Source organism: Symplocastrum torsivum (assembly GCF_059505465.1).
The window spans coordinates 163138-184979 of record NZ_JCACKQ010000095.1; the positions used below are offsets into that span (position 1 = coordinate 163138).

Annotated in this window: 20 protein-coding genes and 1 pseudogene; 12 read left to right on the plus strand and 9 right to left on the minus strand. The window is 47.5% G+C overall.

The genetic code is table 11. The features are described 5' to 3' along the window. Nucleotides 1-117 precede the first annotated feature (117 nt). Complete coding sequence (locus AC5JL3_RS23995) at nucleotides 118-1803, plus strand: eCIS core domain-containing protein (protein ID WP_496076865.1); 1686 nt, start codon at nucleotides 118-120, stop codon at nucleotides 1801-1803. A gap of 1 nt (nucleotide 1804) precedes the next feature. After that, entirely contained in the window at nucleotides 1805-1954 is a 150-nt protein-coding gene (locus AC5JL3_RS24000) for a hypothetical protein (protein ID WP_496076866.1), read from the plus strand. 47 nt (nucleotides 1955-2001) lie between these two features. Here the strand turns inward: AC5JL3_RS24000 and AC5JL3_RS24005 are convergent, their stop codons facing one another. The 3 genes from AC5JL3_RS24005 to AC5JL3_RS24015 form a co-directional block, all read right to left on the minus strand. Next, nucleotides 2002-3399, minus strand: a complete 1398-nt coding sequence (locus AC5JL3_RS24005; RefSeq protein ID WP_496076867.1) for a carotenoid oxygenase family protein — start codon at nucleotides 3397-3399, stop codon at nucleotides 2002-2004. A gap of 155 nt (nucleotides 3400-3554) precedes the next feature. Beyond that, nucleotides 3555-3794, minus strand: coding sequence for a hypothetical protein (locus tag AC5JL3_RS24010; RefSeq protein WP_496076868.1), 240 nt, complete (start codon nucleotides 3792-3794; stop codon nucleotides 3555-3557). A gap of 163 nt (nucleotides 3795-3957) precedes the next feature. Continuing rightward, on the minus strand, nucleotides 3958-4242 hold the full coding sequence (locus AC5JL3_RS24015; RefSeq protein ID WP_496076869.1) for a hypothetical protein: 285 nt from the start codon (nucleotides 4240-4242) through the stop codon (nucleotides 3958-3960). A 56-nt stretch (nucleotides 4243-4298) separates the two neighbouring features. Here AC5JL3_RS24015 and AC5JL3_RS24020 point away from each other — a divergent pair, with 56 nt between their 5' ends. The 4 genes from AC5JL3_RS24020 to AC5JL3_RS24035 all read left to right on the plus strand — a co-directional run bounded on the left by AC5JL3_RS24020 (nucleotide 4299) and on the right by AC5JL3_RS24035 (nucleotide 8313). Next, nucleotides 4299-4682: a hypothetical protein gene (locus AC5JL3_RS24020; protein ID WP_496076870.1), complete on the plus strand. Its 384-nt coding sequence runs from the start codon at nucleotides 4299-4301 to the stop codon at nucleotides 4680-4682. 135 nt (nucleotides 4683-4817) lie between these two features. Further along, nucleotides 4818-5168 (plus strand): hypothetical protein, encoded by a 351-nt coding sequence (locus tag AC5JL3_RS24025; protein ID WP_496076871.1) that lies wholly within the window; start codon nucleotides 4818-4820, stop codon nucleotides 5166-5168. 102 nt (nucleotides 5169-5270) lie between these two features. Further along, nucleotides 5271-6179 (plus strand): hypothetical protein, encoded by a 909-nt coding sequence (locus tag AC5JL3_RS24030; RefSeq protein ID WP_496076872.1) that lies wholly within the window; start codon nucleotides 5271-5273, stop codon nucleotides 6177-6179. Nucleotides 6180-6384: 205 nt separating this feature from the next. Then, nucleotides 6385-8313 (plus strand): Hsp70 family protein, encoded by a 1929-nt coding sequence (locus AC5JL3_RS24035; RefSeq protein ID WP_496076873.1) that lies wholly within the window; start codon nucleotides 6385-6387, stop codon nucleotides 8311-8313. Between the two features lie 48 nt (nucleotides 8314-8361). Here AC5JL3_RS24035 and AC5JL3_RS24040 read toward each other — a convergent pair whose 3' ends face one another. Together AC5JL3_RS24040 and AC5JL3_RS24045 are read right to left on the minus strand one after the other, a co-directional pair. Further along, complete coding sequence (locus tag AC5JL3_RS24040; RefSeq protein ID WP_496076874.1) at nucleotides 8362-8586, minus strand: element excision factor XisI family protein; 225 nt, start codon at nucleotides 8584-8586, stop codon at nucleotides 8362-8364. After that, nucleotides 8574-8990: pseudogene (locus AC5JL3_RS24045) on the minus strand (element excision factor XisH family protein). Before AC5JL3_RS24045 ends, AC5JL3_RS24040 begins: the two are co-directional and overlap by 13 nt. 162 nt (nucleotides 8991-9152) lie before the next feature. On the opposite strand from AC5JL3_RS24045, the gene AC5JL3_RS24050 reads away from it, so the two are divergent. Both AC5JL3_RS24050 and AC5JL3_RS24055 read left to right on the plus strand, forming a co-directional pair. Continuing rightward, complete coding sequence (locus AC5JL3_RS24050; RefSeq protein ID WP_496076875.1) at nucleotides 9153-9767, plus strand: Uma2 family endonuclease; 615 nt, start codon at nucleotides 9153-9155, stop codon at nucleotides 9765-9767. A 116-nt stretch (nucleotides 9768-9883) separates the two neighbouring features. Then, nucleotides 9884-10015: a hypothetical protein gene (locus tag AC5JL3_RS24055; protein WP_496076876.1), complete on the plus strand. Its 132-nt coding sequence runs from the start codon at nucleotides 9884-9886 to the stop codon at nucleotides 10013-10015. Between the two features lie 23 nt (nucleotides 10016-10038). Here the strand turns inward: AC5JL3_RS24055 and galT are convergent, their stop codons facing one another. Beyond that, complete coding sequence (gene galT / locus AC5JL3_RS24060) at nucleotides 10039-11037, minus strand: galactose-1-phosphate uridylyltransferase (protein WP_192221116.1); 999 nt, start codon at nucleotides 11035-11037, stop codon at nucleotides 10039-10041. Between the two features lie 430 nt (nucleotides 11038-11467). Here galT and AC5JL3_RS24065 point away from each other — a divergent pair, with 430 nt between their 5' ends. Next, a complete protein-coding gene (locus AC5JL3_RS24065) occupies nucleotides 11468-13603 on the plus strand; it encodes a HEAT repeat domain-containing protein (RefSeq protein ID WP_496076877.1) in 2136 nt (711 codons plus the stop codon). 96 nt (nucleotides 13604-13699) lie between these two features. Then, nucleotides 13700-15211: a glycosyltransferase gene (locus tag AC5JL3_RS24070; protein WP_496076878.1), complete on the plus strand. Its 1512-nt coding sequence runs from the start codon at nucleotides 13700-13702 to the stop codon at nucleotides 15209-15211. Between the two features lie 122 nt (nucleotides 15212-15333). Here the strand turns inward: AC5JL3_RS24070 and AC5JL3_RS24075 are convergent, their stop codons facing one another. After that, entirely contained in the window at nucleotides 15334-16116 is a 783-nt protein-coding gene (locus AC5JL3_RS24075) for an HAD family hydrolase (protein WP_496076879.1), read from the minus strand. Between the two features lie 224 nt (nucleotides 16117-16340). Between AC5JL3_RS24075 and AC5JL3_RS24080 the strand changes: the two genes are divergently transcribed. Together AC5JL3_RS24080 and AC5JL3_RS24085 are read left to right on the plus strand one after the other, a co-directional pair. Next, nucleotides 16341-18002 carry a D-Ala-D-Ala carboxypeptidase family metallohydrolase gene (locus tag AC5JL3_RS24080; RefSeq protein WP_496076880.1) on the plus strand — a complete coding sequence of 554 codons (1662 nt, stop codon included), beginning with the start codon at nucleotides 16341-16343 and terminating at the stop codon, nucleotides 18000-18002. 191 nt (nucleotides 18003-18193) lie between these two features. Further along, the gene (locus AC5JL3_RS24085; protein WP_192221109.1) at nucleotides 18194-18979 is read left to right on the plus strand and encodes a hypothetical protein; all 786 of its coding nucleotides are present in this window, start codon (nucleotides 18194-18196) and stop codon (nucleotides 18977-18979) included. A gap of 353 nt (nucleotides 18980-19332) precedes the next feature. On the opposite strand, the gene AC5JL3_RS24090 is transcribed toward AC5JL3_RS24085, so the two are convergent. Next, nucleotides 19333-21087, minus strand: a complete 1755-nt coding sequence (locus AC5JL3_RS24090) for a HEAT repeat domain-containing protein (protein ID WP_496076881.1) — start codon at nucleotides 21085-21087, stop codon at nucleotides 19333-19335. Between the two features lie 12 nt (nucleotides 21088-21099). After that, on the minus strand, nucleotides 21100-21792 hold the full coding sequence (locus AC5JL3_RS24095; protein ID WP_192221243.1) for a DevA family ABC transporter ATP-binding protein: 693 nt from the start codon (nucleotides 21790-21792) through the stop codon (nucleotides 21100-21102). Nucleotides 21793-21842: the final 50 nt, after the last annotated feature.

Genomic DNA, 21842 nt, shown 5'->3' on the forward strand with positions numbered 1-21842 from the left:
ATTCGACTTTTGAACTAGAGTAACTCGATTTAAAAAAGACTACTATCGTATCAAGTTCCAAAAAAACTAAAGAAATTGACGCACTGCTGGTACAAGCCGTAAGGGAGGACTGAGAAAATGCACACCCGACAGCATATCCAAAAAAAAGCTCCATCAAGTTCCTCTTCCACACCCGTGCCAACCAGCATATTCCGGCAGCGCCCTTCCAAGAATGAGGCTGACTCAGCAGTGTCCCCTCAGCAGGAAACACCAGATCTACAGACTCAACTTGAGAGAGCCACCCGTTTTGGTCACAACTTCGGTCGGGTACAGGTGGGCGACACGCCAGCAGTAATTCAGCCCAAACTTGCCATAGGAGCGCCTGGAGACAAGTACGAGCAGGAAGCAGACCAAACGGCAGCGCAGGTAATGAGCATGGCTGCACCTGCAATTCAGCAGTCTGTTCAACGGGAGATAGCTCCAGAAGAAGAAAAAGAGAAGCTGCAAACCAAACCTCTAGCTGCCTCTATCACCCCACTTGTCCAACGGGAAATGACTCCTAAACCCGAAGAAGAGGAAGAGCCTCTTCAAGCCAAACCCTTGGCAGGCTTCACTATTCAACGGGAAGTGACTCCCAAACCTGAAGAAGAGGAAGAGCCTCTTCAAGCCAAACCCTTAGCAGGCTTCACCATTCAACGGGAAATGGCTCCCAAACCTGAAGAAGAGGAAGAGCCTCTTCAAGCCAAACCCTTAGCAGGCTCCACTATTCAACGAGAGATGGCTCCCAAACCTGAAGAAGAGGAAGAGCCTCTTCAAGCCAAACCTTTGGCAGGCTCCACTATTCAACGAGAGATGGCTCCAAAACCTGAAGAAGAGGAAGAGCCGGTGCAAATGAAGCGATCGCTGCAACGAGTAACAGAAGCTGGTGGCAATGAGGCTGGTAGCAACCTGGAGAATCGGCTAAGCACTAGCAAAGGCGGAGGTAGTCCTTTATCGAATGAAGTGCGCTCTTTCATGGAACCCCGCTTTGGTGCCGATTTCAGTCAGGTACGGGTACATACGGACAGCCAAGCGGTTCAGATGAATAAAGACTTGGGTGCTCAGGCATTTACTCACGGTAATGATATTTACTTTGGGGCTGGGAAGTCTCCAACCATATCCGACTTAACTGCTCATGAGTTGACTCATGTGGTGCAGCAGACAGGTGCGGTTCAGCGCAAGCTTCCTGAAAGACACAATCGTGCGTTAGGACACCATCAGGCAAGAGATGGAGTCGTTATCAAAAGTGAACCTGGAACACCGCAGATACAAAAGAGCGATCCAGTCAGCGCGGCTTCTCTCGGTGTCGCTGTTTTCGAGGCAGGAAGGAGTTATGCTAACAGTGGCAATCTTTACCACAATGGCAACACTCCTTCCTATATGCACGAGCGTACACCCATAGAAGCAACGTGGGAAGACGTGGTAACTGAACTGAATATCCAAGCGTTTCACCCTCGTATTGGTTGGGACAATCAAGACTTCTACTATCGTTTGTCATACCAGCGCAACGGCTACGACATCAGAAATGCCCAAGTTGATATTCTTAGGGATAAGTCGTCAGGTATGTACACATCAACCTTCGGTTCTACATGGTCGGGTCAAACCCATTCCCGACCCGCTGACACGGTAGCCGAGATCGTCTTCAATATCAGCGGCGAGTGGAATCCTCACGGTGTAGGTCACGTCTCTTGGTGGGGGCAACTTGTTCTCTCAGCAGTTAAAGAAAGCAGTGTCATTAAATCTTTCACAGTAGGTTCGGAGCAAGATTGGGTTTGGAGGGTTTAAGTTGAATCTTTTTCAACAGCTTGTTGAAGAGGAAAGGCGATCGCTCAAGTCAGTCCAGCCAGTAAAAAGCAATAGAAACAGCGATCGCCTGTTAATTGAGTTTGGGGATGAGGGGCGATTGCCTTTGCTGACCTTAGCTGCCTTGATTTGATAAGGAAGTTGCTTGTGTTGAATTACAGCGCGATCGCATTTTCTCAACTACGGTGCAACCGATAACTGTTTCTCAGAAACCCAAGTCCCGTGGAAACCGTAAGGAACTCGCTGCGGAATCAGCACCCGTGCCACAGGTTCAGCCGTGAAATCTTGAGCATTAACCACCACCAGTTCAGACGTATCGGAACCCTCATCATGAACGAACGTCAGCAGCCAGCCGTCATCCTCAGCAACAGCACCGGGACGGGGAACAAATACCGCTTCGCCCCCATAGCGTTGAGAACCGAATTTCAGAGTCTGGGAGGCACCACTACTAAAGTCATATTTAATCAAACCTTCAAATGCCGGAGTCGGGTGACCGGGTGCTAATTTTGCCGTGTAGCCATATCGCGTTTTTCGCCCCAAAAGCTGTTCATTGATACGGGGGAATTCTGAAGACACATCATCCAGCATCTCTTCCTTCACTATGCCAGTGCTGAGATTAAATCGCCAACGGTACAGGCGAGGAATATCTGCATCTGGGTGATCAGGAGTCTGAGATAACCCCATCGTGGTAGCCGTCATATGACAGCCAATCAGCACCACTTCATCTCCCTCTTCATAAGCATTAAGCGTATGGACGACGTAGCAAGCCGGACACTCAAACCAGCGAATACTATTGTTGTCACCATGATGAGGAAGAATACAGAAGCGACTCGGTTTCTCTTGCTCAAACATTAATAGTGGCTTTCCCTGCTGCATTCTTGCGATGCTAAAAGTTAGGGGTAAGTCCATAAAGATGGTGTAATTTTCAGTGATGGCAAAATCGTGCATCATCACCGCTTCCGGCAGATCAATCGGAACCGTCCGCAATAGCTCTCCCGACGCTGAAACAACGCTGTATTGCAAGTAGGGAGGGTGTACCGAGTAGCCAAAAAAGAGCATCTCCCCTGTACCGGGGTCTACCTTAGGATGGGCAGTTACTGAAGAAACCAGCTTGCCGTTGAACGAGTAAGAACCAACCGTATCTAATTCAGGCAGCTTAATCGCGTGAGGTTCGCCCCCTTCCCACAGCGCCAAGAATTGCCCTGCCTGCCAAATTAATGCCGTGTTAGCAGTATTCCTGCTAAGGTCATTGAAATTATCTCTCTGGCGTGGTTCCAAAAGCCCAGTCCCCATCGCTTTCGCCGCGTTCTGTTCGGCTAAAAATTTCTGGGTTCGGACATAGCGGTTGCGATATTCTGCTTTGCCGTTGTGTAGAATGACTCCATGCAGCATCCCATCCCCACTAAACCAATGGTAATTTCCGCTAGGAGGGAGCTGAGGATTCGGTCCATTGCGAACAAACATACCACAGAGGTCAATCGGGAGTTCACCCAAGACTTGGAGGTTGTCTGCGGTAATTTCTTCCCTGACTGGAGCAAAGTTGCCTGCTAAATAGGGATTGATTGTTGTTGAAGTCATTGTGTTAAACAAACGCGATCGCTTTCTCTATTCTGACCAAACAGACAAAGCAACTGTTCAGCCACACTAAACTAATGACGATTTGGATAGGCTAATAGTGCATTCCAGGTGCATTTGGACGGTTAAAAATCTAGCGACATTCGTGTGAGTTTGGCTTACGTCGAGCTGTATAGGACATTCGTGAAGCCTAAACTTTCCAAGTGAGCTTTCCAGCTATCTGGGGTATCTTCGTTTATCGTCAGATCTCCAGCCGCAATCGCCGTGAGAGCCAGCCTAGAAGCGATACAGACCTCATAAGCCCTCCCCTGCTCCCCTGCTCCCAAGATAGATAGGTATTCAGGCAACTTACTTTCATCAAGAGATTGGTGATCTGCCCAGAAATAGTAGTGCTCCATAGTAGACCTCTTGCAAAAATACTTGGCAATTGGAAATCTCGGCTACAAAAACGTTGGGCGTTAGCGGAGCGGTAGCGACGTTAGGAGCGTCAGCCCTTCCCGAAGGGTAGTCCGCCTGCGCGGACTCTTAAAACCCGCGTAGGTGGGTTTAGTTTGTATAGCTTCAGACTTCAGTCTGTAGGCATCCATCGACTTTTGCAAGAGATCTAGTAGGTAGAGACGCAACTTCCTCTGTCTCAATGAGTGCAGGATTAATGTCTAGATCTTGGCGGGTTTGTAATTCTTGTTCTATAACGTACTGGCGGACAACATCTGCGATAAAAGGCTTAAGCTTTCCAGCTGTTTGAAGATACGGCAAGGCTCTCGCCAACGTAATCGGTTGGTCATCAACGGTTAAGAAGGCTTGGGATACCATGAAGGAATGCAGGAAATAGATTACCAGACCCATTATTTTCGCATCCCAAAAGATTTCACTTGACGGAAAATGACCCTCTTTGGATATACATGCTAGGAACTTTTCAACAAAGCTATCTCCGCATTGAAGTAGAAGCACCACAAACGGTTATCCGCGAAAATCTGCTGCATTCTCAGCAGCTACGTCGATGGCTGTGGCTCCAGCGCTTCTCAGAAGGACTACCAGAACAACTTCATCCAGGACTAACCTTTACGACATGGACAGGTCCCGTGGCAATTCAACACCGTGTAGAGGTTGCCCAGTCCAACTGCTTACGTCTGCTATTGAGTCAAGGAATTGATGGTTATCACGAATGGTACTGGGGTGACGGTTGGGTGCAGTCCCGCTTAGAAGGCATATCTCTGTTGCCATTAAATCTTGGTCAAACACTAAGTCTCTTAAGGCTTCGCCAGTGCTTAACGTCTAAGCAATAGAGGTTTTTATGGGTCATTGAATTGATATTGGGGAGAGGGTAAAGAAGAAGGGGAAAAGGAATTTCTCTTTTAACCAAGCAATCTCATACTTACTCTGCCTCAAAAGAAATCTACCTAAAGACAGATGGCAAAAAATTGTGCCAAGCTAGCGGTGCTGGCTTAGTCATAATCCGCTCAGATACACAAGGCGATCGCAACGGCACTCACCAATGCGGTTGCCCAGCAAGACTGGATTTTGAGCAGGCGGCGCGTGTCCTAATCTGTCCTAAATCAATGTGTAACGTTTCTTGGAAAGTTGAACGGTGTTCAAAGTGTCACCAATTTGCTGTCAAAAGTAAGGATGAGTTTTGGGGATGTCTGAAGTGTCGTGAGTTACCCAAAGACCAAGTGAACCAGTCTCTCCATGGGGGTTGTGTGTATTGTGGTCAACCCTTAATCCTGCTGATGGAAGCTTGCCTAACTTGTGGCAACCAACCGAGGCAGTAACAAAAAACTGGAACATCGTGAACTCACTTCAGAATTTACGCGAAACTGGAAGAATACACCCAATCATTCTGCTTTTGGGCAACGCTGAAGTATTGGTACACGATGAAAACACTATTGACACTTTTTAGTAAAGAACGAAGCAAACTTGAGACAGAAATTGATAAAGCAAACAACCCAGAACAGGTCGTTAAGCTGGTTCAGAACCGACTCGATGATCTTGAGCGGAATTATATCGGCGAACTGAGTATCGCTCAGGTACGTCTGGCTTCCTTTTTCCTGGACACACTGCGGCAGTCCATAGGCACCCTCACGGCTGCCAATGAGACGAGGATTTCACAACCAGATCCTCAGCAAATTAGTAACCAAGCCAGACGACTTCCCTCCAACAGCTTAATCCTGAAAATCCTCCAGGGACTAATTAGCCTAAGCATCTTAGGTTCATTGTTCTCCTTGACTCAAGATACCCCTGGAGCTTGGATGGCTATCTTGTTAACGATAGTGCTTGTAGGACTGGAAGTTGTACTCCAACTCGACAAGGGCAACCAGGAAAACCGTGCAACCTCAACTCAACCGGTACAAGTGCCTCAGCCCATCGTGCAAATCGATAGCAAAGTCCTTCTAGATAATCTTGGTGATGCACTCAACACTATTGATCTTGCCGTCACTTCGACTGAACAAGTGAACAAACCGCTTGATGCAAGTGGAATAGAAGAACTGCCAGAACTCTTGAATCTTGTTCAGAGGCTGATGGGTGCGTCATTTCTGGGGAAATCTCAGATGGCACTTGAACTGACTAAACTGTTGCCACAGATATTAATGGAGCAAGGCATTCGCGCCCAGATTTACCGACCCGATGATGAACACAGTGGACAGGAGTATTTTGACTTCGAGCCAAATATTGATCGCTCTGCGAAAGACTACGTGACGATAACTCCTGCCTTAGTAAAAGGCGATCGCTTACTTCGGCGAGGGCGAGTGATTGAACCTGCGTACTCTGAGGCAAGAGAGTAGGTGACTTGTCATCACGGCTGCTATGGAAGAACATCAACGTTTTTATTGAAAGAGTGTTTTGATATCCCATTTTCATCAATCCATACAGATAGGTGCCTCGACTATCTGGGGATATGGCGTAGGCAAGATGCCTACACCATGAAGATTCTTGCAAAATTAGGATGTACCCAGTATTTCCCTTGCAAGTAAAGGGTTAGGGGAAAGAATGAGTAGGTCAGTTTTAGAAACAATCGGGTTTGATCTGGGACACGGTGAAACCGCAGTAGCGAAGGCGAGAGTAGAGAGCATCGAGCCTCCAGAGATGCTTGAGATTAATAATAAGAAGGTTCAAATCACAGCGATTGGCTGGCATCCAGAACTCGGCTATCTGGTCGGAGAACAGGCGTTAATCCAAGCTGGCGTTACCCAGCTCAAAATCTCTTTTAAAGAAAAACCAAACAACGATCCAAACTACAGGAAGACAATCCGCAGTTTTCTGGAAACCTACTACCGCCTTTTAAAAGAAAGCAAACAGATTGAAGGTGGGGAAACCAGTCAATTCTACGTTGGGTGTCCTTCAGGATGGTCAATTAGCGATCGCGAGGAATACCAAAAGCTACTTAAGGAAGCTGGCATTACCATACTGAGCGTTGTACCAGAGTCGCGGGCGGCTTTCATGCAAGCCAAGGAAGCAGGTAAGCTCGACTATGACAAACTCAGATTATCAGTGCTGATCGTCGATATTGGCTCTTCAACTACAGATTTTACCCTGGTCAAGACCTTGCATGAGATACCCATGGATTTTGGGCGAAACACTCTAGGAGCATCCCTGATTGACAAGGCAATTTTTGCTCAGACTCTCGCCAAGCACGAGGAGAAAGCGTTACTCGAACGAGTCTTTGAAGACTATCCGCATCACCAAGCGCGTTGTGAAATAGCTTGCCGCAAAGCCAAGGAAGACTATTTTTCTAACGAACAGCTATATAGCCATCCACAAACATTTGCACGCGGCTTCGAGTCGATCAACGAACAGATTTTCTTTATCCCCCAAGTTAACAGATTGGTCATGGAAGAGATCTTGACTCAGTCCTTAGTTGAACTGGGACAGAAGAGTTGGATTGAATCCTTTCGTGAGGCAGTAAATGAGGCAAAGGAAGAGCTAGTCAAACAAGGGATTGTCCCGAAAGTTGTGCTGATGACTGGTGGTGCCTCGCGCATGAAGTTCACTCGTGAGATTTGCGAGGAAATCTTCCCAGAACCGGAAACTCAGGTTCGCCCTGACCCAGAACCTGAACGGTGTATTGCACTTGGTCTAGCGCGGGTAGGACGATGGGATTTGCGGGCGGCGGCATTTAAAGAAGAACTCAATCAACTCTTCGACTCGAAGAAGCTGAACGAGATCATCGAGAAACATATCCCAGAGTTAATCGAACTGTTGACCAAACCACTGTCAGAGAGTTTGATTGAAAACGCAGTCAAACCAGGTCTGAGAGACTGGCAAAAGAACAAAATACGGACTTTAGGTGACTTGGAAAGCTCGATGAAGGGTGGCGCAGAGCAGTGGCTCAAAAGCGATCGCGCTCAGGAGATCATCAAAGATAAATCCGTCACTTGGTTTAACAGCAAAATCCAACCCGACTTGGCTCAAGAAACCGACCCAATTTGCCGAAAGTTCCAGATACCCAGAAGCAGCTTAAGGTTCGAGGAAGGTATCGACCCTGGTATGGTAAACGCTGATCTGTCGATTGGAGACGCTATCCTTGCCGATACTGTTGCGTTTATCGTCAATGTGGTGATTGGTGGCGGCACTATCGGAAGCATCATCGCTCTGATCCTAACCGGACACTTGACCTGGCCTATCGTGCTAATCTATGGGGTCTCAGTTCTTGCCGCAGGAGTGGAGCTAACTCGAAGCAAAGTTCAACAGGCAATCAAGGAAAAGGTGGATATCCCCAGTTGGACTCGTTCTAGTTTTTTGAACGACAGCAAGATCGACGATATCAGCGAGAGGATAAAACCGGAGATAGAGGAAGTTCTGAGGAAACAATTGACAGAGAATCGAGAAGCTTTTGATAACCTGATTGAGAAGGTTGGGCAAGAGTTAAAGAAAGCTCTAAATACTAAAGCAGAAGAGGCAGTAATTCTAATCCAATAGGTGTGCGATCGCTCTCGTCCAATTCGTGGAAAGGCGATCGCTCTTTCCTTACTCCCTAAGCTGCACCCAAATCTTGCTATCGATAATATCAAGATGAATAAGGCATCCATGAACACGCCTTGCCGCATCCCAACCCAGAGTAATCAATAAATAGCTATCGGCTACTTCATCAAAAACTGCTTTACAAGTAAGTTCTCCATGAGCGTATGGAATTTTAGTGTAAGGTTCAAGAACACTCTTGATAATCCTTCGATAAGTCTCTAAGGTATCCATTGCACAATTACCTCGTTTTGAGCGTTAAATACGATTAAATTCAGATTTTCATCACCAATCAAGAGTTGACCGACTGGTTCCTCAAAAAGAGAGTTAAACGTTATGTCGCGAACTGCCAGATATAAAATTCGCTCTGGATCGGTTTTACGCATTACAGCTCGGTAAAGAACGAACTGACCAACTACATTTTTAAGGTCTTCCATTTCGGAAGTACCAACAAAGCTCTTAATCTATACGGCAATTTTTCGTTCCTCCCGTTCTGCTGCCAAGAGTTGCCGTGCGCCAAGATCAACATACATATCCTTTTTGCCCCATCGCAGATGAAACGGATCATGGGAGATTGTCCAACCATCTTTGACGAGTGCACTCTTCATAGCATCGTGATAGATGTCTATGGCAGGCATAGGCAACCTATTGATAGAGCTTACAGTCTCTTATCCTAAAATTACCTTGGGTTATTGGATGTTGATAGAGATTATGCGATCGCCACAGACCAACTGAAGGAACAAGTCGAGGGGGTCGCAGTGCTACGATAAAGGGCAAAAGTAGAGGGCAAGTACATTTCTGTGTCTGTCTCCACTCAACCCAACGCACCAAACTTCACGCAAATGGCTGTGCCGACCGAGCCAGTTTGGCGCTTCAGTGTTGCTCAGTACCACCAGATAATTCGCCTGGGTATTCTAACCGACGACGATCCAGTGGAACTGCTTGAAGGGTGGATTATTCATAAAAGGCCGAAAAATCCACCACACCGTGCCGCCACAAAACTGACTCGAAGTGCCTTGGAAGAGATTGTGCCAAAGGGATGGTATGTAGATGCCCAAGAACCCATTACTCTAGACGATAGTGAGCCAGAGCCTGATGTCGTCGTAGTTCGAGGCAATACTCGTGATTATCTCGATCGCCATCCGGGTTCCCAAGATTTAGCCTTAATCGTTGAAATTGCCGACTCTACCTTAGAACGAGATAGAACGTCCAAAAAACGCCTTTACGCCCGTGCAGGCATTCCCGTTTATTGGATCGTTAACCTTCCCGAACAAAAACTAGAAGTTTACACAGAACCTACCGACTTAGCAGATGTACCAACCTATCAGCAGCGCCATGATTACAGCCTGTCGGATGAAGTTGCTGTTGCGATCGAGGGAAAAGAAGTTGGTCGCTTAACTGTGCGGGACTTATAGCGTTTCTCCGTCAAGTGAGGTACATTTTTAGAGCTGAAATTATTACTGGGCAAGGATTGGATGTACCTCATTAGTCAAGGAAACGCTATATTACCCTAGAGGCAAAGGCGAAATCCTTGCAGACTTCTCTAGAAGTGGAAGCAACCATGAACTTAGTGCAGCAGCAAGCAGTAGAAATGGCAGCCTTATTGGTTTGCTATCGGGAACAGTTTGGAGAATTACGAGAAACCAACGATGGACAGACTTGAACCATTTCAATACAGACGCCTAATCATGCATTCAAAAAGTCAGCGTCTACTTCTGGCAGGGAGGGATTAATCCTAATCCCTGAACCCAACTCAAAACCAGCGTCTGTTGTCAGTCGAGGTTGGATTTGGCAATACCAGTGTACTTGGGGTTCCTCGGCTTTGTAGCGGGCAGCCGTGTTAATCGCGTAGTTGTAATCAGGGTCATTTAACTTTTCGTACAAATTAGCAAGAACGTTCTTCAAGATCAGCGCAAAATCTAATTTTTCTTGAAGAGAGATACTGCCAAAATCTGCCTGATGATTCTTCGGCATAATCCAAGTTTCAAAAGGCACCTCAGCCGCAAATGGGACAAAGGCAAGAAACGATTGATTTTCTTGAACAACTCGCCTACTGTTTTGCAGCTCAAATTCTAAGATGTCGCAATACACGCACCGTCCCCATTTATCAAAGTAGCGCTGCGCCTCTTCCTCCCGCCAACGGCGATTTTGGGGAACCATTCCTGTCACAATGATTTGAGAATGAGGATGCTCCAAAGACGCACCCGCTTGCTGTCCATGATTGCGAAAGATGATCGCCATCATATTCTCATGCACCTGCATCAGCTCGATGTAGCGCCTGTGATAGGTTTCAATGAGAATCTCCACAGCTTCTTGTGGCATTGTGGCGATGTTTTGGTGATGATCGGGACTTTCAACAATTACTTCATGTCTGCCATAACCGGGCATAGAGAGATAAATCCCTTCAGATGAGCGGCAGATATGTTTATCAGGCGTTAATGCCGGATATTTGTTAGGAACAACGCGGGTTTGCCAAAAACTTTGCTCTCGATTCAGCATCTCCAGAACAATCGCGTCCGACATGTGTTCATTGCCGGGACAAAAGGGACATTTTTTTTCTGTGTCTGGTAGTAATTCCTTAGCTCGACTAATTTTCTGAAAATCCTGAGGACGTTTGCGCCGACTGGGTGAATAAATGACCCATTCTCTCGTTATCTTGTTGAGCCGAATTTCACTTGCTTGCATTTTTTAAATCCTACAGCATTGATTATGAATAAGCAGGTCAGTGACATCCTCCCCTCCTAACCGCGAAGCGCGGTATAGAAGGGGCTTCCCAGTCCTTAATAAATTGTGAACTTTTTCTTGCTATTTTTCATTTTGGTCGCTCCTATCTCCAGGCAAGTCCAGGATTCAGAATTCGTCTTTATTCCTAAACTCCTGAACACAGAAGTGGCTGTGTTCAGGAGTTCAGGCAATTCATCAAGAGCAGGAATTACATCAAAAGCGCCATCTTTATAGGTTTTGACGGATCGCATCTTCAGGCGATCGCATTTTGAACTATCTTTGTAAGCAGAGTCAGCTAGGTGTTGCTAGGATCAGGGCGTGATATGTCGCTAGGGAAACACAGGGAGCGCGATCGCATATCTAGAGCTATCAGAATCGAAACCGCAACCCGATGGAATTTCAGCATCAGCAGCTTCAGGAATCCGAAACCGCAGAAAGCCTCCTCCAACAGCTACCTCATCTCAGTGACGAGCAGCTCAAACAGGAGTATTTGAATGCTCTGCAATGGACAGAACCTCTATCCCTGATTTTGCCGTTGCTGGACGACAAATCTCAGGTACTGCGAGTGGTAAAGCTAGCCCTTGATCTAGATTTCTGCCTTGGGGCAAGACTAATAGGATCTGTAAAACCGGAGTTTCAGGCAGCAACGGTAGACTTGTTGGCGACGCTAGAGCTTCCTGAAGTGCTGAAAATTCGGCTATTGGGTAGCACTGGCTCTGACAGCGGGGTGCCACAACTGCTGCAAGTTTTGCACGATGAAAATTCTCGATTTCGTCCCCAAGTTGCCTCTGCGTTAGGAAAAATCGGTAGTGAAGCGGCTGTGGCAGCGCTGGGACAAGCCTTGAGGGCGCAAGACTCAGAAGTTCGGACGCAGGTTGCCTATGAGTTAGGGCAAATTGGCAGTGAGGCAGGTGTGGCAGCGCTGCAAGAAGCCTTGAACGACAACGACTATCAGGTACGGGAGAGTGCAGCGTTGGCACTAAGTGCGATCGCAACCGATGCAGCCGTAGCCGCCTTGCAGCAAGCTCTAAACCACAAAAGTCCTAATTTTCGAGAGAGAGTTGTCTCGGCATTAGGTCAAATTCGGACTGATGCAGCGGTAGCGGTGTTGCAGCAAGCTCTCAATGATGAAGTCTATCAGGTGCGTGAGAGTGCTGCCCTGGCATTAGGTCATATTCGCACCGATGCTGCCGTGGCAGCCTTGCAGCAAGTGCTGAACCATGACAGCTATGATTTTCGGGGAAAAGCTACCTCGGCACTGGGTTCAATTGGCACTGAATCCGCTGTTGCCGCACTGCGCCTTGCTTTAACTCATTTAGACTATCGAGTACGTGGAAGAACAGCTTTGGCATTAGGCAGTATTGGCACAGAGGCGGCAGTGGCAGTTCTGCAACAAGCGTTAAATGATGAAAACCATCGAGTGCGTGAGAAAGCGGCTGAGGCGTTAGGTTCTACAGGCGCTGAGGCAGCAGTAGCGCCATTACTCATTGCTTTGCAAGATGAAGACTCTTCGGTTCGCAGAACAGCGGCTGAGGCGTTAGGGTATATTGGCTCAGAGGCAGCGGTAACCTCATTACAACAAGCTTTGAGCAGTGAAGACTCCTATGTTCGGAGAACTGCGGCTTGGGCATTGGGGAGAATTGCCACAGAAACAGCAGTAGCCGCCTTGCAGCAAGCCTTGACTGATCAAGATTCTTGGATACGTTTGAGTGCTGCCTACGGGTTAGGAAAAATTGGCTTAGAGATGGGGGTGGCGGCACTGCAAGAAGCGTTGGGCGATGAAAACTTTGAGGTGCGTGAGAAAGCAGCTGAGGCGCTAGGGAATATCGGCTCTGAGGCTGGTGTCACTGTACTGCGACAATCCTTGTACGATGAGGACTTTTGGGTGCGTCGCAGAGCCGCTGAGGCGTTAGGAAAGATTGGCACAGATGTAGCTGTGGCAGCCTTGCGGAGTGCGTTGAGAGATGAAGACTCTGATGTTCGTCGTCGGGCTGCCTATGCGCTAGGAAACAGTGGGAGTGAGACAGCCGTTGCTTCGCTGCGTGTTGCTTTGAATGACGAAGACTCGAATGTTCGTTTAAGTGCAGTTAAGGCGCTAGGGAACATTGGTACTGAGACAGCCGTAGCTGCACTGCGAGTTGTTTTGGATGATGAAGACTCAGACTTTCGAGGAAAAGCGGTTTATGCATTGGGTTCTAAGGGAACTGAGGCAGCAATCGTGGCATTGGAGGAAGCTTTAAGAGCAGAAGACTCCTGGGTGCGTTGGATGGCTGCCTCTGCGTTAGCTTCAATTGGTACCCAGAGGGTTGTCATGGCACTAGAGCAAGCGTTGAATGATTCAGATAGTCGAGTGCGCTACAGTGCAGCTGAGGCATTGGGGAAGATTGGTAGCCCGAAATTACTTGCTCAGCTTCGCCAGATGCTATACACAACAACGGACAACTATGAACTGAGTACGATACTCGATGCGATCGCATCAATTCAAGAGCGTTGTGGGTACTACAACCATGACGTAGCAGCCTCCTAATCCTTGCCATATCAGGATTTAGCTAACTTGTCGCTAAAATCTATACCCTAAGCGGTAAGCTACCTGACAGGATGAAGCCGTATTAGGAATCGGGCGATGCATATTGGATTTCTCAACCCGCAGGGCAACTTCGACGCACATGACAGTTACATAACAGAACACGCCGATTTTGGGGGACAGCTAGTTTATGTTAAGGAAGTCGCGATCGCGATCGCTCGTAAGGGTCACCAAGTTGATATTCTGACTCGCCAAATTATTGATCCAGATTGGCCTGAGTTTGCTCAAACCTTTGATACTTACCCAGATGTGGAGAATGTTCGTATCATTCGCTTACCCGCAGGACCAAAAGAATTTTTGCGTAAAGAGTTACTGTGGCCTCATCTCGTTACCGATTGGGTGCCCAACATCCTGAAATTCTATCAAGGAGAAGGTCGTTTACCAGACGCTATGACCACCCACTACGGGGATGGAGGACTGTGTGGTGTGCTGATTGAGGATAAGACAGGAGTGCCCTTCACGTTCACCGCTCATTCCCTCGGTGCCCAGAAAATGGATAAACTGCACGTCACTCCAGAAAATCTCGCTCAGATCAACGAATACTACTATTTCAGCCGCCGCCTACTTGCTGAACGGTTGAGTATGAATCGTTCAGCCGTCAACATCACCAGTACGTTCAAACAGGAACGTTTTGGGCAGTACAATCATCCTGCTTATCAGGGAGCCATTGATGTAAACAACGATGTTCGCTTTGCCTTAATTCCACCAGGCGTAGAGCCATCTGTTTTTGGTGCAAAGGCTCGCTCCCACAATGAAGAAGCAACCTATCAGCTAATTCAGGAGCGCTTAGCGCGGGATATTTCTGAGTCACGCCGGGAGTTACCTGTGATTCTTGCCTCCAGTCGATTATCTCCCAAGAAAAACACCCTAGGTTTGGTGCAAGCCTACGCTCAGAGTGAGACAATTCAGGAACAAGCCAATCTTGTACTGATTACGGCTGGACTGCACAATCCTCTACATGAGCCAGTCAAAGATGAGCAAGTCGAACGCACCGTATTGACTCCGATCCGTGAGATTGTGAACGAGAAAAACTTATGGGGTAAAATCAGCGCCTTTTGCGTTCCCGATCAAGGCGCACTTGCCGCAACCTATCGCTTTATGGCTCAACGCCGCTCAGTATTTGCACTAATGTCGCTTTTTGAACCCTTTGGTCTTGCTCCCTTAGAAGCCGCTGTGGCTGGGCTACCTGTAGTTGCGACTAAAAACGGAGGACTCAGCGAGAGCCTGCGAAAGGGTGATAATGAATACGGTGTGCTAGTTGACCCAGAAGACACGGCTGATATTGTACGAGGATTAGAGCGGTTGCTCTGCAATGCCCAAGAATGGGAGCATTTTGCCCAGTGTGGTCAGCAGCACGTACTCAATTGCTATACCTGGGAAACAGCGGGAAATGAGTACTTGAACTTAATTAAGGAGATTGTGTCCTCACCCACCGCACGCCGTCCAGCAGAACTTCTGCCAATCCATAGCTACTTCCTCAATCCACAATCGGAAACAGATGTTTCTCTGGAAGAATTGAGCCACCTCTACTTTGCGGCTATCCAAAATTAACAGCAAACTTCTGTAAGGGCGAAGTATTCGAGCGATGAGTTATTTTCAGCCGTTTGAATGCACACATTGTAGAGACGTTCCGGCGGAACGTCTCTACTAGATTTCGATTCACCATATCCCGATCAGGAATCTAACGAATTACTTAAATACTGTGCCAACTCACAAAACCCTTCTCCTTCAACTCCTTGGGTAACGTATGCTGGCTGATAACTGAGTTCATTAGCGTAATCCAAGACATTAGCAACGCCAACAGAAAGGGGAAATAGTTGAGGGTTAAACAAACTGGCATCGTTTGGGCTATCGCCAACAGTTAGCACTTGCTCTGGTGTGTACTGGGGGAAATAGTCGCCTAGTACCTGCATCAGAGCCGTTGCCTTATCCTGGGATACTGGCTTGATGTGGCATTGTACAGAACTGTAGGTAAAACCCCAACCCATTGAATGGCACAAATTCCCCAAGCGTTCTAGTTGAGTGGGTGTCAGGTTGTGATTATCAAATGTCCAATCGGTCAGGCGAAAGCGATTGTCAGTTGATTCTTGAATATCAGGAAATTCTGACTTGAGTTGTTGATAAGCAACCTCCAACTGTTGTCGATGTACGATTAAGTCAGGTATGGGTGTTAAGGCGATCGCATGATCGCTATCAGCAGGATAAAACAGTCCGCCATTTTCTGCGATCGCACCCACTATCGGTAAGTAAGTCGCCAGCCCACTCACCCACCCCGCTGAACGACCTGTAACAATTAGCACTGGTAAATTTGCTGCACTTAAATCCTCAAAGGCTTGAAACAACTTTGCCCGAAATTTGCCTTGCTGCGTTAGCGTACCATCCATGTCTGAGGCAATCAGACGAAGATTTTTAAAGCAATTGTTTGTTATTCCCTGCTCAATCGGTGCAAAAGGCATAGATTATTGTGTAATGAGTGCTGTAACATCAAGTCCGGCGAACTCACTTCGTACATAAGTTGTCGCTTTTTGTCTGTTGTCCATTGTCTGTTGTCTGTTGCTACTGACGACTGACTACTAACCGATGGTCATCTAGCCATCGGGAAGACGACTGACAAAACACTCAGGTTTATAAACGAAGTAATTAACCAAACTGGATAGGAGTTGGGTTCTTACAATCTGCCATGGCAACACTCTCACCAGACCAACGAAATTATTACTACCTAATCGAAGCCGAACGAGCGGGCATTCACAAGCCGATTCTGGCAGCACTTTATCAAGCTCATGCTGCACCTTCCCTTTCAGATGGAGAGACTGGCTTGGGTATCTCGCCAGCTAATCGTGTTCCACTGGCGCAAGTCAACACTTTCCCAGAACAAGTGCAGTATGCCGCGAATGCCATCCGATCGCTTACCGATAGTTTAGTGGCTCAAGATTGGAAAGCTGGGGATATATGGCAAGCTGAGCAAGGTCGTTACGCTGACCAATTTCTTCAAAGCGTTGCGAAAGGGTATGCACCACCAGCTAATGAGCCAACAACTGCACGTTTAGAAGCGTCTAACTTTGATAAACTCTTGAAAGCTTATCTGGCTGACCTTGAAACTGACTTCAAAGCTCAAGGCTTACCGCAAAATCTTGCCTATCTGGATAAAGCGCTTCTAACGTTAGTGGATCGAATTCCAGAGTATTACACTGGCTTGCCTTTTCAACGGGATGCGTTACTCGAAGCGGTGCGTGTTTGGCGGGAACTCGATACTCGTGAAGCTGCGATCGCTTCTTTGGTTCCAGCCGCTCAAGTTAGTGTAGCGAGTAGCGATGAGTCCCAGTTAGACGTTCCACTCAAGAAATTTGTGCAACGGCTTTCTGCGAACTATGGCGGATATCCTCAGCAACGAGAGGCGCTGATTCGCATGACCCAACTATGGCGTCAGTTGCGGACACGGGAAGAAGCGATCGCTTCTCTAAAAACCAACACCTCCCCGGAGGAAAACCTCCGTATCATCGATCCCGCTTTGATTACCTTTGTCCAACGCCTTCCTGAGTACTATCAAGGGCAAGGCAGTCAACGGAATGCGCTCACGGAGATGTTTCGGCTCTGGCGACAACTCGATTCTCGTGCTAGTGTGCTGACAACTCTAGGGATTAATCCAGAGCTGCTCAATACTAGCACCACTGACAAAACAGCAATGCTCAAGCTGGCGACTCAGCTAGATCGAGAACTCCTAACCTTTATGCGGCGTGTACCTGGGTCATATGAAGAACGTGACCACCAACGAGAAGCTTTAATCCGCCTTGTCCAACTCTGGCGCAATTTATCGACCAGAAATCAGACGATTTCTAGCTTACTAGAAGACCAAAAACGTCTGAATGAAGCTAGCCGCAAGTCAAAAGAGGCAGCGCCGAAACCTTTACCTGTAGTGATTCCCAAACGTCCTGCCCGTTGGACACCACAAAACATTCAACTATCTGCCTCAATCATTCCTGATGGTAACTTTACTTGGGCAGAGGCAACCCATGGTGGTACACGAATGCCTCCTAACCAAGCAACAGTTGATGCAATGGTTCGCATTGCCAAACTCGCGCAACGGGCACGCGATCGCATTGGGCGACCCTTTATCATCACAAGTTGGTATCGTCCACCTGCCATTAATCGCGCTGTTGGAGGAGCTATTTACAGCCGTCATTTAGTTGGGGATGCAATGGACTTTCTCTGTGAGGGTTTGACTGGTAATCAACTTTATTGGTCACTTGAACCTTGGTGGCCCGGTGGCTTGGGTCGCTATGTTAAATTTCCCAACTTATGTCATATTGACGCACGAAGTTACCGTGCAAGGTGGCGAAACTGAAATTAAGGTAGGTGTAGAGATAATTAATAAGTTAATCGTTAAGAATGTCTCATTTAAAACTTTTGACTTTCATTAATCAACGATTAGCTCTTCTCCACCTCATCTATTTCTTTCTATGACTTTAATCCACAGAATGCACTCTAAAAGTGCATTCTAAAAAAAAAGATGCAGCGTTCTAGCTAGTAGTGATTATGCCCACTTCTAACCTTCTTATAAAATCTGTATTAGCTCAAGCTCCGGTTAAGTCGCAACCCTCATCCTCGCCAGTGAGTCCACCAGAATCCCGTCCTTCTGGGCAAATCTGGATGTATGTCTCTATTAGTCTTGCCTTAATACTTATTGGTTTAGCGGTGTACGGAAAGCTGAAATACAACGATATGGCAAAGAAGCTCAAATATGAGCAGTTTAAAATCACAGACCTTCAAAAAAAGCTAAAGCTCGCTCTAAATACCATCCGGAAGATGGAAAGCAATCCAGATTTGGTTCACTCTCGTGAATTCAATTTGGACTACCTCAGAATGCGTATGGATGAAGAGGTGTTTCACTTTGCAGTAGTCAACCAAATCAAAATTAAGGTCAAGCAGTTAATCAGTGTAGCGCTTCGACCGAATCAGGGAAATAAAACAGCGATTGGTATTGCCAGTACGACAGGGCGCCAAGTGGATGAAATATTTGATGTGATGTACGAAACAGAAAGCGGGGGAAAACGTACTCTACGAGTCTTGTTTCGCATTCAAATCAGATTGATGAAATTACCCACGCAAGCAACCTCTGCAACAATTAGTCAGATTATTGACTGTATTGAGACATTTCTTAGCCCAGAAGACGATCAAGATAGTTGGCAACCAACCATTCAAGGTCGCATTGTTTTAATTCGTTGGGATCAAAAGGCAAAACCAACCCCTTTACTGGTACTGCAACAATCGAGTGAAGGTGTCAATGTAACCTTAAAACCCAAACGGGCGGGTGTTCAGTAACTCTCTCAACCCCAATTAATTAGATTCCTCAGGGTACATTAATCTTTAAATTAATTGGTTAGCGATCGCTCTAGCGATTCGAGCTAAGCATCATGTATAGCAGAAGGCAGAGGGCAGAAGCTCTAAAGTTGGTCAGGCTTTGTTGGAAGCTTGGTATAAAAAAGCCCTCCCAGATTAGCTTTGGAAGGGCAACAGAGCGTGATTAATGACTAAAACAAATGCTACTAATCGATTGTGAATAGTTTGTGAACAAGAAGAATATAGAAGTGGCTGTGTTCAGAATTCTTCTAGAAGAGAGGACTTGTGGCTTAATTGATAACACCCCCTAGAACCTTTATACTTTCGTCGCCCAACTACGGTGTCACTCCTCGGAGTGTAGTTAGGGCATTACGGACGCGCTCAACTGGTTCACGGTTAAACCGAGCATTGGGAGCCTGCATGATATTCAGCACTTTGCTCAATTCAGCGATCGCTTGTTGGCGTTGGTTAGCTGAAAGATTGCCATTCTGCCAAGCGATCGCTGTATCCCGCGCAATTTCCCCTAAAATTGTTGCGGCATACCCTGGCGAGTCTTTCTGGTTGCCGACAAGTATTGCCCGGAGCTTGGGTACCAGATCCAACGCGGCTGCCCCAAAATCCCCAATCCGAATAATTGCGCCATTGCGTTCGTTATCATCGGCAGAGTCTAATCGGGCTGTGTAGTAGGGCAGAATATAAGGCGTAGACTGTGAACCATAGCCCTCTAACTGAGACAATGCCTCCCGCCGAATTGATGAATCGGGGTGCTGCACCAATCGCCCGACAACAGGCAAGCCTTGAGCCTGTCCCAATTGGAGTAATGCCCACCCAGTTGCAAGCTGCATCCAAGGATTATTATCCTTTAGGGCAGTAGTCAGACCAGGAATGGCACTGCGATCGCTAAGCTTGCCCAGAGCAATAGCGGCATTGACTCGCACCAGTTGCTCAGGATTACTAGGGGCTAGGGGGTATTGACGTGAGCCTGGAAACAACGGAGGCAAAGGGGGTAAAGCGGGGAAAACAAAGCCGCCTTGGTTTGAGGCGGGTGGCACATAACGCCCTGTATCTCCCAATAGTGCTAGGAGGTCAGGAACCGCAGACTGTGCCGATCCTCCTAGATTGCCCACCAGTTCCGCAGCCTCCAAGCGAACTATTGGCTCTGGTGCTTTTAACGCTTGGACTAATCCTGGTAATGCCCCTGTCCCCAGCAGTCCTAATGCTTCCCTGGCGGCATCCCGAACCGTAACATCATCATCTTTAAGTGCCGTAAGCAGCGAGGCAGTAGTGCTGTCATCAGCCTCCGCTCCCAAGACTTTACGCAGGAGTGAGCTTGAATCTTGAAAAACGGACGCTGCACTGCGACGCAGGTTAGGGTCAGGGTTCTGTAAGGCTTCTAACCAGTGAGGCAGTAAGGGGATAGAGGCTCCGATTTCCGAGAGCGCCCAGGTCGCATTCAGCTTCACCCAAGGATCGGGGTCTTGCAAGGCTTGGGTTAGGGGTGGTGTTGCTAATGTTCTAGCAGGTAAACCAATTTTTCCGATCGCAATGATCGCTGTAATCCGCAGCAGGTTTTCGGGGTTTTCGGGAGGAGTAGGTGGACTGCGCCGCTCTTCAACATTTGCAGAGGCAGGAAGAGAAGAAAGAACAGGAAGTCTTATCGGTCTTATATTTGGGTAAAATCCGGAACTGAACGACCCTGGTACGATCGCTCTTCGCCCATCGTTCATCATCTCAATCAATCCAGGAATGGCTGGCACTGCCTCATTAGTGAGATTTCCCAGTACCTCTGCCACGCCACTTTTGAGCAGAGGATCGGGGTCGTCCATAGCTCTAACCAATGCTGGCACAATATTCTGTTGGGTGTCGCTCAGTTGTTGAATAATTTCCCGACGCTGTTCAACATTGGCAGTGCGAAGTTGTTCCACTAACTCGGCAACGACGATTGGTTCAGCACTCTCCTGCTGCCCCTGCATAGCTAGCACGGCTGGAGGTAAGCTAAACGTTTCCCTTTGAGCAGCTACAGGTATCTTGTCAGCAAGGAAAGATAGGATTGTTAACACGCTCAAAGCCAAGTTTATTCGAGACATCATAAAATTCTAGTTTTAGATGGCGGTATCTTTTTGCAGATGTCCGTCTTCCATATGAACGATACGGTCAGCGATATCCAAAATCCGGTTATCGTGAGTAACCATCAATATCGTACATCCCTGTTCCTTGGCAAGCCGTTGCATCAATTCGACAACATCACGACCTGATTTACTGTCGAGTGCGGCTGTTGGTTCGTCTGCTAAGACTAATTTCGGATGACTCACCAAGGCGCGTGCGATCGCCACTCGCTGTTTTTGCCCTCCAGAAAGGCTATCCGGGTAGTAATTGATGCGATCGCCTAAGCCTACAGTTCTCAGCATCGCGGCTGACTTAGCAACAGCCTCTTGCGAAGAAATTTCAGGGTGTAGTTCCAAAGACATCTGCACATTTTGGCGAGCAGTAAGGGACTTGAGCAAGTTGTGAGCCTGGAAGATGTAACCAATGTTGCGACGGACTTCCACCAGGTGATTTTTTGACGCTCCCCTCAGTTCTTTACCCAAAACTTTCAGGCTACCCTCTTGAGGCGATCGCAATCCTCCCATCAACGTCAGTAAAGTGGTCTTCCCTGAGCCAGAAGGCCCCGTCATCAGTACAATCTCTCCCGCCTGGATTTCCAAGCTGATATTAAACAAAATTTGCTTACGCAGCGAACCTTTCCCAAAGTAATAACTCAGATTGTTGATTGATACAACTGGCTGTTGAGGCATGGGATGGCTCGAAAACGGGTCTACCCAAGTACTTTGTCCCAACGTTGAAT